Genomic DNA, 14613 nt, shown 5'->3' on the forward strand with positions numbered 1-14613 from the left:
AGCGTGGTCTTGCCGGCGCCGTTGGGCCCGAGCAGCGCCACCCGGTCGCCACGCGGCACGGTCAGGTCGACCCCCCGCAGGGCGACGTGCCCGTCCGGGTACGCGTAACGAACGCCCCGAACGTCCAGCGAGACAGCGGTCTGCACGACACCGATCATGACAGCACGACGGCGGTGGCGGCGATGGAGGCCGCCAACACCGGCACGGTGGCCGCGACCAGCCACTGACCGGTGCTCGCCGCACCCTCGCCCTGCCACACGGCGGGCATCCGCCCGGTGTAGCCCCGGGACAGCATCGCCAGATAGACCCGCTCGCCGCGCTCGAAGGCGCGCAGGAACAACGCCCCGATCCCGGCGGCGAAGCCGCGCAGCTGCCACAGGAAACGCGGGTCGTCGCCGCGGGAGATCCGGGCCACCCGCATCCGCCGCGCCTCGCCCACCAGCACGTCGAGGTAGCGCAGCATGAACGTGGCGATCTGGGTGAGCACCTGCGGGCAGTGCAGCCGGTCCAACCCCACGATCAGGTCCCGGGTGGTGGTGGTCGCGGCGAGCAGCAGCGAGGCCAGCACCCCCAGGGTGCCCTTGGCCACGATGTTCCACGCGCCGTGCAGCCCGTCCTCGGACAGGCGCAGGCCCAGCACCTCGACCCGGTCGCCGCTGCCGAGGAACGGCAGGGCGACGGCGAACAGCACGAACGGCAGCTCGATCAACGCTCGGCTGAGCAACCACCGTGGCCCCACCCGGGCCAGCGCCGCCACCACCGCCACCAGCACGGCGTACGCGCCGAAGGCCCAGAACGCCTCCCGTGGGGTGGCCACCACGGCGACGGTGAAGACCACCATCGCCACGATCTTGACCTCGGGCGGGAGCCGGTGCACCGGCGAGTCCGACTCGCGGTACAGCACGTGCCCGTGACCGGCGCCCATCCGCGTACCCCCTGCTCAGCTGGCCGCGTCGGCGCGGCGCCGCACGTCGTCGGACGTCGCGGGGTGGACCTCGGTGGGCGTCGTCGCGTCACCGTCGGTCGGCGTGCCGCCTCGACGGCGCAGCAGCCAGAACCCGCCGGCCCCGATCGCGAAGGTGACCAGCACGCCGAGCACCCCGGAGAGGCCGGTGGAGACGAAACTGTTCCGCACGCCCCGTACGCCGTAGTCGGCGAGCGGGCTGTCGGCCAACTCGTGGTCACGGGCCTGCTGAGCCGGGCAGCTCCCCCCGACGATGTTGTCGTCGGCGTCGACGGTGCAGCCCTTGAGCAGGGACGAGTCCAACCCGTCCGGGTGCGACGAGGCGTAGTTGCTCACCACGCCCGCGAGCAGCAGGGCAACCAGCAGACCGCCGGCCAGGAAGGCCCAGGAACGGTTCTTCATCGGACACCTCCGGCGACCGGGACGGCAGGGGCGGCGGGCGCGCGCAGGGAACGCAGCGCGTACACCAGGTCGGGGCGTACCTTCGCGACGGTGAGCACCGTGGTCGCGGTGATCAGGCCCTCACCGATGCCGATCAGCAGGTGGACAGCGGCCATCGTGCCGGCCAGGCCACCCAGGTTGTTGCCCAGGTCGGTGGTGCCACCCAGCCAGTACTCGAAGACGAAGCCCTGCGACGCCACCACCACGCTGACCGTCGCGGCGACGAACGCGGTCACCGCCAGACCGGCCCGGGTACGGGGCAGCACCCGCAACAGCAGCGCGATCAGCGCGTACGCCGCGGCGGTGCCGAGCAACGCCATGTTCGTGATGTTGAGGCCGAGCATCGCCACGCCGCCGTCACCGAAGATCAGTGCCTGTACGACAAGCACCACGGCCACGCAGAGCGCGCCGACCCACGGGCCGACAAGCATGGCGGCGAGCGCCCCACCGAGCAGGTGGCCGCTGACACCGGCCGTGAAGATCGGGAAGTTGAGCATCTGGACGGCGAAGATGAACGCCGCCACCAGGCCGGCCATCGGGGCCAGCCGGTCGTCCAGGTCGCGCCGACCGCGCAGGACGCAGGCGGTGAGCGCGGCAAGAGCGAGCGCAGCGAAGATCGCCGCCACGGGACCGTCGATGATCCCGTTCGAGATGTGCATCGCCAGTGTCTCCACGCGACCTCCCACGCGTCAGCGGCCCGACCGGGCCGGCGTGGGTCAGCCTATTTCCCAAGCATCGTTGTTGCCATACTCTGGCAACAACGGATGGCCTTGATCACCTTTCCAGGTCAGCTCCTTCGGCCCACCTCCTTCTGAACGGCTCGGTTTCACCCGCCCACACGCCGACGCGTCTCGCCGGCGGCGACACCCGCCGGCTCGGCGGTAGGGTCGGGCCATGACCTCGCCCGACCGCCTCTCCCCCGGTGACCCCGCGCCCGAGTTCACCCTCGCCACCGACACCGGCGACCAGCTTTCCCTCGCCGACCTGCGAGGTCGCAAGGTCGTCCTCTACGCCTACCCGGCCGCAATGACCCCCGGCTGCACCAAGCAGGCCTGCGACTTCCGCGACTCGCTCGCCTCACTCCAGGCCGCCGGCTACGAGGTCGTCGGCATCTCCCCGGACAAGCCGGAGAAGCTGGCCAAGTTCCGCGAGCGCGACGCCATCACCTTCCCGCTGGTGTCGGACCCGGACAAGGCGGTGCTGATCGCCTACGGCGCGTACGGCGAGAAGCAGCTCTACGGCAAGACCGTCACCGGCGTGATCCGCTCGACGTTCGTGATCGACGCCGACGGCAAGATCGAACGGGCGCTCTACAACGTCAAGGCCACCGGACACGTCGCCAAACTCCGCCGCGACCTCGGCCTGGACTGACCTGTCGTACCGTTTCGCTACGGTCCGTCAGTGGTTCGATACAAGTACACACCCGAAGCGCTGGCCGCCGCTGCCGCCGCCGCCCGCAACATCACCGAGGTGATGCGGTTGCTCGGCGTACGCGTCAGCGGTGGCTCGCACGCGCACATCAGCCGGCAGCTCAAGCGGTTCGGCATCGACACCTCACACTTCACGAGGCAGGCACACAACAAGGGTCTGCGTGGCGAACGGCGCACCACATCCGCGCAGCTCCTGGTTGTGCTGCCGGACGGGTCCTGCCGGACGCCCGGCGTGCGGGCCCTCTGCGTATCTGCACAAGGTTCGGCGAAGACTTGAGCAGGACGGCGTGTTGACACCACGTCCGAACCGCAGTTGGCGTTCGAGGGCTCATCGCGACTTGGTAATAGAACAGGCGCTGGCGCACCCGGATGTCGGACCGAAGCGGCTGTCCGGCATCCTTCGCGAGCTGCCTGGCGGGGGATGCAGCGTTGGTCACGGCACGATCTCGACCATCCTCAAGGAGGCCGGGCTCAACACCGCCGAAGCCAGACACTCTAAACTCAGGGAGTTGGCGGGAGTGGCGTAATGGCAGCCGCGCAGGTCTTAGGAACCTGTATCCGGAAGGATGTGGGGGTTCGAATCCCCTCTCCCGCACAGGTCAACACTCATCGCGTGCCGGCGCGCGGTGGTCGGGCTCGTCACCGTCGCGTCTGGTGCCGCCCAATGATCGGGCGCGTCACTCGCGGAGCCAGGACGGTTGTCGGGCGCGTCACTGTCGCGGGTCGTGGGCCTGGTCGTCGGGTCAGGATGGCGGGCGTGAGTCTGCGCTTCGTTCTCGACCCCGACCTGACCCCGCAGCTACGTGCCGAGATCGTCGCCCTCTGGGTGGACGTCAGCAACGCCGGCGGCGCGGTCGGCTTCGTGCCACCGGTCAGCGCCACCGACGTGCACGTCATCGCCGATCCGACCTTCGCCGGCATCGTCGACGGACCGGACCGGCTGCTGGTCGGCTACTCCGGAGGCCGACTGGTCGCTATGTTGATCTTCAGTGACAACCGTTTTCCGCTCAAGGCGCACTGGTGTGTGGTGAAGCGGGTGATGGTCCACCCGGACACCCAGGGCACCGGATACGGCGCGGCGCTGATGGTGGAGGCCGCCCGGCTGGGCCGGGCGTTCGGCCACGAGGCGCTGCACGTCACGGTGCGCGACGGGCTGGCGTTGGACAAGTTCTACGGCCGCCTCGGGTATCGGGAGATCGGCCGGCTGCCGGGCGCGTTGCGGGTGGCCCCCGACGACGACCGGGACGAGATCCTCATGTGGCTCGATCTGACGGTGACCGACTGAGCCGACCTCCGCCGCGCGGTCCGGACGGGTCCGGCACGAACCGTCAGCCCGCGCACCACCGGGCATTCGCCTGGGCCGAACTGGTGGTCGGCGCGTCGGTGCCCGGCGTGCTCGCCCGCGCCACCTCGACCGGGCGGCGAGTCGGTGTCGGCGTGACGGCGGGTCGGTTGCTCGGCGGCCGGGTCGACGCGGACGGACGCCGAGTGCCCGTCCCGGCGCCAGGTGCGTACATCCGGACCGTGCTGTTCTGCACCTGGCCCGGCGCCATCCGAATGCCGCCGACGGTGACCCGGTTGCCGTACACGTCGGTGACCCGGACGTTGAACGGGCCCGGCCCGGCACCGGAGGCGATCAGCCAGTAGTTGTAGTCCTGCCGGGCGGCCGGCTGCCAGGGCCCGCTGCCACCCTGGCGGACCTCGACGGTCCGCAGCGGGTTGCCGTGGTTGCCGATGCGGACGGCGAACCACCACTGCGACGCGCCCTCCTTGATCCGGAAGGTGAGTGGTCCCGGCAGCGGCGGGTTGACCACCGCGCGGTAGGTGACCGGAACGAGGCCCTGGACCGGGTCGGCGATCCGGGCGAACGCCTCCCGGGACAGGTCGAGGTGGCCGGGCTCGCACTCCGGGCACTGGTCCATGATGAGCACCCGGACGGTGCCCTTCGGGCCGACCACGTCGAGGAATCCGCCGCAGGCGGCACCGGCGGAGTATTCCGTCGGACCGAGCGCGACGTAGAGCCGGTTGGCAGGGGCGGCCGGGTTCGAGCAGTTGCCGCCGGCGCCCTTGGAGTCGTAGAAGGTCGCCTTGCCGTTGTGCGTGGCGTTGCCGGTGGGCGGCGCGGCGGCGAGCGTCCGGCCGGCGGCGCAGGCCGGGGTGGAGCCGGAGCGCAGGGTGAGGGTGAGCCCGAGCGCCGCCGCTAGGACGGTGACGCCGGTGGCGACCAGCCAGGGCTTCACGCCGGACGGCGGCGCGGGCCGGTCCTCTGGAGGATGGTCCAGGTCGATGTTGATGTCGACAGCGCTTCCGTCCGTCACGACGGCGATGCTGCCGGACCCGGGCGCGTACCGACAAGCGGGCTAAGCCAAAGCTAAGACAGCATCGACGGACGGTGATCGTGGGGTGCCGGTTGCGGGTCGGCGGATCGGTCAGGGCGCGATGACGAGCGGGGCGTCCACGGCCAGCGGTCCACTGTCGAGGGGCACCAGATTCAGTCCGAAGAGGAGTTTCTGCTTGACGTTGCGGTACCGCCCGAGGGTGCGCAGCGGCTCCTTGTTGCGTACCCCGGTCTCCTGGTCGGTGGTGGTCACCACGCAGCGGTCGCACGGCCCGGCGGCCCGGAACGACCGGTCGCCGATGCGCAGCGGCCGACCGACCCAGTCGTCCTCGGCCCAGGCCGGCGCGCCGCTGACCACCAGGTTGGGTCGGAACCGGGTCATCGGCACCGGTTCCTCCCCCGCCTCGGCCAGCCAGTCGTTGAGGGCGTCGAGGGAGGCGACGTTCGCCAGCAGCAGCGGGTAGGCGTCGGCGAAGCTGACCTGGTCACCGGTGTCGTGTTCGCGGGCCCCGGCGGCCAGGTGGCGGGTGGGTTGGGCGAGCCAGACCAGCCGGACCGGTCGGCCGAGCAGGGCGCCGAGCCAGTCGTCGGCCGCCTGGCCGGCCGCCAGCGCGGGGACCGGGAACGTGCGGCTGCGGAAGGTGCGCACCGCGACGGGTTTCCCGCCGGTCGGCTCCGGCACGTCGAGGTCGGGCTGCCCGTCGGCGCGCAGCGACAGACCCCCGGGGCGCACCGCGGCGTGCAGGCCGACGAGCCGGGTCGTGTCCCGCTGGGTGACGCCGACGCCGTCGGCGTCCACGAGCATCCAGCGCCGGTCGCCGGCCAGGCCCCAGGGATGCACGAACGCGCCGTCGTGGTCGAGCCGGTGACAACCCTTGATGGGGTACGTGTGAATCGAGGTCAGCCGCACCCGGCTACCATGCCACGCCGATCCCGTCGCCCGGGTACCAGTGGTTGGCCGGGCTCTCCCGGTAGGCGAGGAACCGCCGGCCGGTGCGTTCGGCGTGTTCGGCGAGCACGTTGGTGCTGGTGACGTTGTCGGTGAGCAGGATCGCGTCGGGGGCGAGCTTGGGTTCCACGGCGTCGAACTCGCGCTTCTCGTGGGCGCGACTGTGGTCGCTGTCGTGCAGGAACAGGTCGACCGGGCGGTCCAGTGCGCCGATCGAGGCGATCGAGTCGCCGATCACCAGGTCGACGACCTCCGACCAGGGTGCGACCCGGGCGAGGTAGCCGGCCTCGGGGTTGATGTCCAGCGAGGTGACCCGGCCCGGGTGCCCCTCCTGCGCGTTGCGCAGGAGGGCGGAGGCGAGGACACAGGTGCCCAACCCCTTGTCCACGCCGGTTTCCACCACGTGCGCGGGGCGGGTGGCCCGGACGATCGCGTACCAGCCGACGCGTCGGGCGTAGCGGACCTTCTTGTCGGCGAGGCCACGGCGGGCTGCGGTGGCGGTGGCCTGCTCGATGTGGAGCCGCAGCGCGTCGTCGGACTCGATCTCGGCGACGTAGCCGCGGACCTGCTGGACCGGAATGTCGCAGACGACGCTGACGAACCAGGTCAGGTGGTGGCGGCTGAGCTTGGTCAGGTCGTACGTGTAGTTGTGATGCTCACGGGAGGTGACCAACCACCGCGCCGAGGCGCGCAGCACCTTGGCGTCGTGGCGGGCGACCCGGGCGAGCCGCTTGGGAAATGCGGCGACGGGTGCGAGTGGGGTACGGGCGATGGCTCGGCGCAGCTGCGTGGCGTCCACCGCTGCTTCATATCAGGTTCAGGCAATCGTTGGTGGAAAAAGTCTTTTGGTCAGGATGTGCAGCCGGATGGGCCGGACGGGGGTACATGCTGGTAACGCAGAATCAGTAGCATCGCGGCATGCAGTATCGCCAGGAGTACGTGGAACCCCAGACCCAGTTCTTTGACCCGCAGTCGCAGCCTGAGCCGACTGAGGCACCCCGATCGCGGCGTCGCCGCCCCCGGTGGCAGAAGGTCGCCCTGATCACCTTTCTGGTGATGGCGTTGCTCGGCGGTGGCGGTCTCATCGCGGGCGGGCTTTACTTCCGCTCGATCAATTCGGGGATCGACCGGGTCGACGCGTTCGCTGACGTACCCGAAGAGGGCCGTCCGCAGGCAGCGGCCAAGGGCGCTCTGAACATGCTGATTCTGGGTAGCGATTCCCGTGATCCGGAGGGCACGACCGGCTCGCGTACCGACAGCATCATCCTGGCCCACATCCCGAAGGACCGATCCAGCGCTCAGCTCGTCTCGATCCCCCGCGACACCTGGGTGTCGGTGCCGCGTTCCAAGGACGGCAACAACGGCGGCCGCGACGCCAAGATCAACGCAGCCTACGCCTGGGGCGGGGTGCCGCTGATGGTGCAGACCGTGGAGAAGTTCACCGACGTCCGGATCGATCACGTCATGATCGTTGACTTCGCCGGATTCGTCGAGATCATCGACGCACTGGGTGGCGTCGATATCGACTCGGAGAAGTCGTTCACCTCGATCCACCCGCCGTTCCGTGACTTCAAGCAGGGCATGCAACGGATGGACGGCGAGGCTGCACTGGACTATTCGCGGCAGCGTAAGCAGTTCGCCGACGGCGACTTCGCCCGTATCCGACACCAGCAGCAGGTCATCAGGGCAATCATGGACAAGGCGGCCTCCGGCGGCATCCTCACCAACCCGGGCCGGCTCAACTCGTTCGTCAAGGCCTCGTCCAGCGCGGTTTCGGTGGACGAAAAGATGTCCCTGCTGGACATGGCGACCGACCTGCGCAACCTGCGCGGTGGCAACATGACCTTCCTGACCAGCCCGACAAAGGGCACCGGCCGGGTCGGCAGCGAGAGCGTGGTCTTCGCCAACAGCGAGAAGGCCAAGTCTTTCTACGGTGCGGTCCGACGCGACGCGGTGCCGGAGATCCTGGCCGCCGGGAAGTAGGGCATTCAATTGTCCATCCGGCTCTGGCGGCGCGGCTGAGCGGCTCATATCCTGCGATCGCCCGAAGGCGAGACATGTAAGGCCGAGGGTAGTCACGGGGGAGGAATCGATCATGTCACGCCATTCGGCGGTCAGTTATTCGAGCGCGTCCGACGGAGCCACGCAGCAGGCGGTGGTGCCGCAGCAACAGGCCGGTCCACAACAGTCGGCTCCACAACAGTCGGCTCCACAACAGTCGGTGGCAGCAGACGACAAGCCTGGCAACGATGCGCCGACTGTTGCCGCGATGCCCCGCGTCGAGCGGCCCGACCCGGCGGTCAAGGCGGCGATGGTCCCCGGTCTCGACACGACGGCGGTGCTGCCCTACGCCAGCTCCAGGGCCTCGACCGGCACTCGTTTCCTGCGCGCCTGGATGATGACGGCTCCCGTCGATGTCGTGGCGCTGCTGACTCCGTTGCTGCTGACCCAGAACTACTGGCGCGGGACGCTGGCCAACGCCGCCCTCACGGTGGCGATCTTCGCGGCGGGCGGGCTCTACCGGGCCCGCCGGCACGTCAGCATCCTCGACGAGCTGCCGATCCTCTGCGGGCGGCTGCTGGCCTCGGCCGCGGTGGTGGCCATCATCGCGGCCGAACGGCACGCGTCGGTGGACTACGTGACCAGCTTCATGCACGGGGTCGCGCTCTCCGCAGCGTTGGTGATCGCTGGTCGGGCGCTCAGCCGGAAGTTCACCATCGTCGCGCGTCGGCGGCGGTGGGTGGAGCACAACGCCATCATCATCGGTAGCGGTCCGATCGGCGTGGAGCTGGCCCGGCTGCTGAGGCGCTACCCGCAGTACGGCCTGCGTTTCGTCGGCTGCGTCGACGCGGCGTCCCGACAGGACTCGGGTGCCGTTCCGCTGCTCGGCACCCTCGACAACATCGAACAACTGGTCCGGCTGCTCAACTGCGACGTCGTGGTCATCGCCGACCCGGACTGCACGGAGTCAACCCTGATCGCGGCCCTGCTCCAGCCGAACACCTCGCGCTGTGACCTCTGGGTGGTGCCCCGCCTGTGGGGGTCCCGGTCCCAGGCCGGATACCCCGACCACATCGGCGCCATCCCGATCGCCAAGATCGGCGACACGACCCTGTCCGGGCCGCGCTGGGCCATCAAGCGGGCCTCCGACGTCCTGGTCGCCACGCTGGCGCTCATCCTGCTGAGCCCGGTGCTGCTGCTCTGCGCCATCGCCACCTTCATCGACGGTGGTCCCGGCATCTTCTTCTACCAGGAGCGGATCGGCCGGTACGGCAAACCGTTCAACGTCATCAAGTTCCGGTCCATGCGCCCGGTGGACGAGCAGGAGTCACAGACCAACTGGTCCATCGCGCACGACCGGCGGGTCGGCCCGATCGGGCGGTTCATGCGCCGGACGTCCCTGGACGAGCTGCCGCAGCTGTGGAACATCGTGCGCGGTGAGATGAGCGTGGTCGGGCCCCGGCCGGAGCGGCCGCACTTCGTGGAGAAGTTCTCGGCCGAGTACCCGAACTACGCGATGCGCCACCGGGTGCCCGTCGGCCTCACCGGGCTCGCGCAGGTCAGTGGCCTCCGCGGCGACACCCCGATCTCCGACCGGGCGAGGTTCGACAACTACTACATCGAGAACTGGTCGCTCTGGCTCGACGTCAAGGTGGTGCTCCGGACGGTCGCGGAGGTGTTCCGCGGTGGTGGCCGCTGACGGTCACCACCGGCCGGTCCGGTGGTGACCGTCAGTCGCGCACGAGGAACGGCAGCATCTTCGGCTGGTACCCGCCGCCGACATAGCGCGCCGGGTCGGCCTGCAACACCGAGGCCAGCAGGGTGCCGACGACATCTCGGAAGTCCGTCGTCGCCTTGAGGTCACCGTCGTCCAGGTCGGTCAGGCTCGGCTGCTCCCCGTAGAGCCCGCCGGCGACCTGGGAGCCCAGCACGAGGACAGGGCCGGCGGTTCCGTGGTCGGTGCCGTCGGAGGCATTCGCCCGGACCCGCCGGCCGAACTCGCTGTAGACGACCGTGGTGACCTGTCGGCCGGCCTCGGTGCGCGACAGCCGGCCAGCGAAGCTGGTCAACGCCTGGTCGAGCTGACGCAACAGGAACTCGTGGCCGAGCCGCTCCGAGGCGTGCGTGTCGAAGCCACCGAGGCTCACCGAGTAGACCCGGGTGGGGACCCCTGCCTCGACACACTGCGCCACCCGGGACAGCTGCGCGGAGAGGACGTTCGACCCGCCCGTACCCGTGGCGGGGCTGTCCGGTTGGACGGTGGCCTCCAGCGCGGCGTTGACGGTCTCGGCATGCCGGATGAGCTGGTCGATGTTGATGAGGTTGGCGTACGCATCCGCGGCCCGCGCCTGCAACTCCGACTCGTTCGGCTCCCTGCGCCCCAGCACGCCGACCATGTCCGCGGTGACTCCGGGTGGCAGCTTGAGCCCACCGATGCTCACGCAGGCCCCGGTACGGGTCTCGCCGGCGAGAAGGGGCGGGAGCATGGGCTCGAAGCTGACCGCGGCCTCGGGCGCGGCCTTGGTGCCGTCCAACCACCGGCCCACCCAGCCCGAGCTGGTCGGGCCACTGGGCGAGGCGGTCTGCCAGATGTCCATGGAGCGGAAGTGACTGCGGTCCGGCTTCGGATAGCCGGCTCCGAGGACCACCGCCAGCCGTTGCTCGCCCCACAGCGAACTCAAGCCCTTGAGCATCGGGTTCAGCCCCAGCGCGGCGTCCAGGCGAAGCACCCGCTCCGGTTCGTAGGCCAGCTCGGGCCGGGCCGCGTAGTAGGCCCGACTCGCGTACGGGATGACCGTGTTCAGGCCGTCGTTGCCGCCGTAGAGCGTGACGATGACCAGCTTCGACGTCTTCCGGTGGTCTTCGCCGGCGGACGCCTCACCGGCCGTCCGCAGCAGACCTCCCAGGCTCAGTTTCGCCGCGCCGGCCACGAGGGCGCTGCCGCCGGCAACCCCCGAGGCCAGGAGGAATCTGCGCCGGGTCACTGCATCCATGTCACGTCACCAGGTATTCCGGGCTCGCCAACCCGATGGTCAACAGCCGCTGCGGGTCGGTGGTGGCCTTCAGGACCGAGTACGTCCTGTTGGTCCAGGTCTCGATGGTAAGCACGTGCGCCACGTCCTCCGGGGTCAGCCGTTGGGCTGGGACCAACTGGGCGATCCGACCGGCGAAGTTCAGGCGGGCCTGCGCCGCCCCAACGGTCAACCACTCGACCCCGGCCGGCCACCCCTCGACGCTCGGAGGCGCGAACGGCAGCTGGCCCAACCGCTCCAGACCATTGAGGACGTACGTCGACATCTCATCAGACAGCTCCCCCGGCCGCAGCCCCAGATGCCGCATCGCGCCGACGAACCACTCGGTAGGCTGCTTCACCAACCTGCCGGCGCTGGCGCGGAACGCCTCGTCCTCGAAGAGTTTCCGGAGCATCGACATCGAGCTCGGAAAGACGGCCACCATGGCGTCCCGGGTGGACTTCGGAATCGGGTCGGTCGACGACGCATAGCGGAACCACAGGCGCTCGGCGATGAAGGCGGCACACCGATCCTGCTTGAGCAGGAAGTCGACGAGCGAGTGGGCATCGAAGTTCTTCGTCTCACCGAGAATCGTCTTCGCCCCGTTGTCGTGCCAGGCCGGGTTGAAGTAACTGCGGGCGCCGTCGTAGTCGATTCTCCAGCCGGTCAGCGCACGACCCGCCGCCTTCACATCCCGCTCGGAGTACCGGCCGATACCGAGCATGAAGAGTTCCAGCAACTCGCGGCCGAGGTTCTCGTTGGGGGCGGTCCGCGTGTTGGATTCGCCATCGAGCCAGAAGACGAGCGCCGGATCCGTGATCATCTTGTGCGCCATCACCGAGAAGTCGAGCGAGCTGCGCAGATTTCGGTGCTGCAACAGCATCAGCTGTGGCCTCATCACCTTGCGCACCGAGGTGGCCCAGTGCCCGTGCCAGAAGAACCACAGTTTCTCGCGGGTCTGGTGATCGGCCACCGTGAGGCGGTCCAACCACCACTGGGTGATCCGCTTCGTCTGCTCCCAACGCTGCTCGCCCGCCTTGGCGCGCTGAGCGGCGGTCGGGTTCGACAGCCCGGAGAAGGGATCCGGGCCCAGAACAGGCACGGGGGCCAGCGAGGCGCCCAGGTCAGGCGCTGTCGGCGCCGTGAGAGCGGCGACTGTCGCTTCGTACCCTGCCTTCTTCGCCGCGGCCAACTCGGCGGCGGTGGGGCCAAAACCGGCGCGGCGCAGTAGCAACGCGAGATCGTCGGCCATGCCAGCAAATGTATGCGACGGCCAGGACACGGTCGAGCCACGGGTCTGATATCCACCCATACCTCGCGGAGCCCGAGCCGGCGCGGCTGCGGCCGACCCTCCTACCGGGAGAAGCACTCTCCCGGCGTCGCTCCGCGGAGGCGGTCGGCCCGTTTCGCGCCCCGAGCAGCGCCCCTCGTCCGGTCTCGACGTCGCCGCGCAGCGCGGCGGCCATCGTTTTCTGCGGTGCGCACCAATTCTTTCACCCGTGATGTTGCCAGGGGACTAGCGAACAGGCGGGTCGGCCCGCCTGCGCACGCTCGAATTGCCCGACGGCAAAGTGTCGACGGGATGAATTGGTGGCGACGTTCCGAACCGTTGTCGCGCCGGTCAACGGAGCTTCGGCGCGATCGGCCGGCGGGGCACCGGTCGGCCGGGCGGCGCGATACTGACCTCGGGACTGGTGAGCCGGGTCAGGCCCGCGTAGTCGCCGTTGAAGACGTTCTTGCTGTAGTTGCCGGGCTGGGACGGATCGCCGGGCGCGTACTGCCAGATGGTCTCGGTGGCCCAGCCGGCGGGCAGCGGCGGCCGGGTCGTGGTGTAGCCGGCGATGTCCAACAGCAGGCCGCCGAAGGTGGCGTCGCTGTTGGTGCACGGGTTCCAGAAGTTGGTGTTCGTGTAGATCATCATCGGTCGGCCGATGCGTGCCTTGACCTGGTCGGTGAACACCCGAACCCAGTTGGTCAGCTCGGCGGGGGTCAACCCGTAGCAGGTCGGGGCACCGGCCCAGTACGGCCACTCGAAGTCGAGCATCGGCACCAGCGTGCGGGAGTCCTTCGCCCACCGCATGTTGTCGATGAAGTAGTTGGCCTCACCTACCGGGTCGCGCCCGTCCGGGCGGGCGAAGTGGTACGCGCCGACGAGGAGACCCGCAGCCTTCGCCGCGGTGTAGTCGCCGTTGAAGTAGGGATTGAGGTAGTCGTTTCCCTCGGTGGCCTTGATGTAGACGAACTTGTTGCCCTCGGCCACCACCGCGCCCCAGTTGATCGGCCCGAGGTTGTGGTCGTGGCTGGACACGTCGATGCCACGGACGGTGTAGCCGGCAGGCGGGTTGGCCAGCGCGGACACCTGGCTCTGCCGGACTCCCGGCGGACCACCGGCGACGGCTCGGCCACCACCGTCAGGGGTAGTCGCCGCGCTCGCCGCCGGTGACGTGCCGAGCAGGCTGACGGTCAGCGCCGAGGCGACAAGCACCGGAATCCATTTCCGTGACATGAGTGGCCGAATCTCCTTGCTCAGGAGCCGACGTCTCGCGGTTCGTCAGCGAACGTCGGCATCGCGTGGACCGGCGGCTCAACCGGCGCGAAAGTACTGTCGCACTTTACGCAAGTGAGGGCTGTTCGCGCTGCCCCGCTCGGCAGAAGTGAATTGAATCGCGCCGGAGCATCAACCCCGCCGTTGCGTTCATCATCAATCAGTCCGAACGGCTGAGCCATCGATGCCGCAGTTCAACGAAGATGGGCTGCGTCTCTGCCGAAAGGCGGGGACTTTCAAGTGCGTCCGTTCTGGACGCTGACCCCACGGGGAGTCTCACGTGTTCCAACTTCGCCGAGCTGGTCGCTCGGTCACGGCCGGGCTCGCCCTAGCCGTAGTCGCAGCCGCAACGATCTCCAGCGGCGGTGCCGCGTACGCCGCGCCGTCGGACGGGCAGAAGCTGCCGCGGGCCCTCAAGTCCGCCGACAAGGGTGCCATCAAGGACAGCTACATCGTGGTCCTGAAGGACACCAAGGCCGACCCGGCCGCTGTCAACGCCAGCGCCAAGGCTCTCACCAAGCAGTACGGTGGCGCTGTCTCCCACACGTACACCCGCTCGATCCGGGGCTTCGCCTCCCGGATGAACGAGGCGCAGGCCAAGAAGCTGGCCACCAGCTCCTCGGTCGCGTACGTGGAGCAGAACCGCAAGGTGTCGAAGAGCGACACCCAGCTGAACACGCCGTCGTGGGGCCTGGACCGGCTGGACCAGATCTTCGCGCCGTTGAACAAGCGCTACACCTACCCGAACACGGCGAGCAACGTGCACGCCTACGTCATCGACACCGGCATCCGCATCAGCCACCAGGAGTTCGGTGGGCGGGCCAGTAACGGGTACGACTTCGTCGACAACGACGCGGTCGCGAACGACTGCAACGGGCACGGCACGCACGTCGCCGGCACCATCCCCCACCCCAACCACGCGGCCGCCAAGGCC

At 69.3% G+C, this 14613-nt stretch carries 16 protein-coding genes and 1 tRNA gene; 7 read left to right on the plus strand and 10 right to left on the minus strand.

The window, feature by feature from the left end:
- The 4 genes from PSH25_RS10330 to PSH25_RS10345 form a co-directional block, all read right to left on the minus strand.
- A partial coding sequence (locus PSH25_RS10330; RefSeq protein ID WP_238658828.1) for an ATP-binding cassette domain-containing protein occupies positions 1-158 on the minus strand: 158 nt, incomplete at its 3' end.
- Positions 155-925 (minus strand): cobalt ECF transporter T component CbiQ, encoded by a 771-nt coding sequence (gene cbiQ / locus PSH25_RS10335; RefSeq protein WP_238658814.1) that lies wholly within the window; start codon positions 923-925, stop codon positions 155-157. The genes cbiQ and PSH25_RS10330, both read right to left, overlap by 4 nt.
- Positions 926-940: 15 nt before the next feature.
- Positions 941-1366, minus strand: coding sequence for a PDGLE domain-containing protein (locus PSH25_RS10340; protein WP_238658815.1), 426 nt, complete (start codon positions 1364-1366; stop codon positions 941-943).
- Positions 1363-2079, minus strand: a complete 717-nt coding sequence (locus PSH25_RS10345; RefSeq protein WP_238658816.1) for an energy-coupling factor ABC transporter permease — start codon at positions 2077-2079, stop codon at positions 1363-1365. Before PSH25_RS10345 ends, PSH25_RS10340 begins: the two co-directional genes overlap by 4 nt.
- A 220-nt stretch (positions 2080-2299) precedes the next feature.
- Here PSH25_RS10345 and bcp point away from each other — a divergent pair, with 220 nt between their 5' ends.
- From bcp to PSH25_RS10365, 4 genes are all read left to right on the plus strand, one after another.
- Positions 2300-2776 (plus strand): thioredoxin-dependent thiol peroxidase, encoded by a 477-nt coding sequence (gene bcp, locus PSH25_RS10350; protein WP_238658817.1) that lies wholly within the window; start codon positions 2300-2302, stop codon positions 2774-2776.
- Positions 2777-2806: 30 nt separating this feature from the next.
- Positions 2807-3112 (plus strand): hypothetical protein, encoded by a 306-nt coding sequence (locus PSH25_RS10355; protein WP_238658818.1) that lies wholly within the window; start codon positions 2807-2809, stop codon positions 3110-3112.
- Positions 3113-3347: 235 nt separating this feature from the next.
- Positions 3348-3430, plus strand: a tRNA-Leu gene (locus PSH25_RS10360).
- Between the two features lie 162 nt (positions 3431-3592).
- Positions 3593-4120: a GNAT family N-acetyltransferase gene (locus tag PSH25_RS10365; protein ID WP_238658819.1), complete on the plus strand. Its 528-nt coding sequence runs from the start codon at positions 3593-3595 to the stop codon at positions 4118-4120.
- A 43-nt stretch (positions 4121-4163) separates the two neighbouring features.
- Here the strand turns inward: PSH25_RS10365 and PSH25_RS10370 are convergent, their stop codons facing one another.
- The 3 genes from PSH25_RS10370 to PSH25_RS10380 all read right to left on the minus strand — a co-directional run bounded on the left by PSH25_RS10370 (position 4164) and on the right by PSH25_RS10380 (position 6921).
- Positions 4164-5153 (minus strand): expansin EXLX1 family cellulose-binding protein, encoded by a 990-nt coding sequence (locus PSH25_RS10370; RefSeq protein WP_238658820.1) that lies wholly within the window; start codon positions 5151-5153, stop codon positions 4164-4166.
- A gap of 111 nt (positions 5154-5264) precedes the next feature.
- Positions 5265-6083, minus strand: a complete 819-nt coding sequence (locus tag PSH25_RS10375) for an MOSC domain-containing protein (protein ID WP_238658821.1) — start codon at positions 6081-6083, stop codon at positions 5265-5267.
- 4 nt (positions 6084-6087) lie between these two features.
- On the minus strand, positions 6088-6921 hold the full coding sequence (locus PSH25_RS10380; RefSeq protein WP_238658822.1) for a class I SAM-dependent methyltransferase: 834 nt from the start codon (positions 6919-6921) through the stop codon (positions 6088-6090).
- Between the two features lie 119 nt (positions 6922-7040).
- Here PSH25_RS10380 and PSH25_RS10385 point away from each other — a divergent pair, with 119 nt between their 5' ends.
- Together PSH25_RS10385 and PSH25_RS10390 are read left to right on the plus strand one after the other, a co-directional pair.
- Positions 7041-8105, plus strand: coding sequence for an LCP family protein (locus tag PSH25_RS10385; RefSeq protein WP_372492761.1), 1065 nt, complete (start codon positions 7041-7043; stop codon positions 8103-8105).
- A 286-nt stretch (positions 8106-8391) separates the two neighbouring features.
- A complete protein-coding gene (locus PSH25_RS10390) occupies positions 8392-9822 on the plus strand; it encodes a sugar transferase (RefSeq protein ID WP_238658823.1) in 1431 nt (476 codons plus the stop codon).
- 31 nt (positions 9823-9853) lie between these two features.
- Here the strand turns inward: PSH25_RS10390 and PSH25_RS10395 are convergent, their stop codons facing one another.
- The 3 genes from PSH25_RS10395 to PSH25_RS10405 form a co-directional block, all read right to left on the minus strand.
- Positions 9854-11116, minus strand: a complete 1263-nt coding sequence (locus tag PSH25_RS10395) for a DUF1501 domain-containing protein (RefSeq protein ID WP_238658824.1) — start codon at positions 11114-11116, stop codon at positions 9854-9856.
- A 1-nt stretch (position 11117) separates the two neighbouring features.
- The gene (locus PSH25_RS10400) at positions 11118-12386 is read right to left on the minus strand and encodes a DUF1800 domain-containing protein (RefSeq protein ID WP_238658825.1); all 1269 of its coding nucleotides are present in this window, start codon (positions 12384-12386) and stop codon (positions 11118-11120) included.
- Between the two features lie 369 nt (positions 12387-12755).
- Entirely contained in the window at positions 12756-13640 is an 885-nt protein-coding gene (locus tag PSH25_RS10405; RefSeq protein ID WP_238658826.1) for a GH25 family lysozyme, read from the minus strand.
- Between the two features lie 319 nt (positions 13641-13959).
- Here PSH25_RS10405 and PSH25_RS10410 point away from each other — a divergent pair.
- Positions 13960-14613, plus strand: a 654-nt coding sequence (locus PSH25_RS10410; RefSeq protein WP_238658827.1) for a protease inhibitor I9 family protein, incomplete at its 3' end; no start/stop codon positions are given.

The organism is Micromonospora foliorum, assembly GCF_022229015.1.
Lineage (GTDB): Bacteria > Actinomycetota > Actinomycetes > Mycobacteriales > Micromonosporaceae > Micromonospora > Micromonospora foliorum.

Coding starts and splice junctions, on each gene's coding strand:
- cbiQ (WP_238658814.1), bottom strand. CDS start 925: ATGGGCGCCGGTCACGGGCACGTGCTGTACCGCGAGTCGGACTCGCCG.
- PSH25_RS10340 (WP_238658815.1), bottom strand. CDS start 1,366: ATGAAGAACCGTTCCTGGGCCTTCCTGGCCGGCGGTCTGCTGGTTGCC.
- PSH25_RS10395 (WP_238658824.1), bottom strand. CDS start 11,116: ATGGATGCAGTGACCCGGCGCAGATTCCTCCTGGCCTCGGGGGTTGCC.
- PSH25_RS10390 (WP_238658823.1), top strand. CDS start 8,392: ATGCCCCGCGTCGAGCGGCCCGACCCGGCGGTCAAGGCGGCGATGGTC.
- PSH25_RS10400 (WP_238658825.1), bottom strand. CDS start 12,386: ATGGCCGACGATCTCGCGTTGCTACTGCGCCGCGCCGGTTTTGGCCCC.
- bcp (WP_238658817.1), top strand. CDS start 2,300: ATGACCTCGCCCGACCGCCTCTCCCCCGGTGACCCCGCGCCCGAGTTC.
- PSH25_RS10385 (WP_372492761.1), top strand. CDS start 7,041: ATGCAGTATCGCCAGGAGTACGTGGAACCCCAGACCCAGTTCTTTGAC.
- PSH25_RS10405 (WP_238658826.1), bottom strand. CDS start 13,640: ATGTCACGGAAATGGATTCCGGTGCTTGTCGCCTCGGCGCTGACCGTC.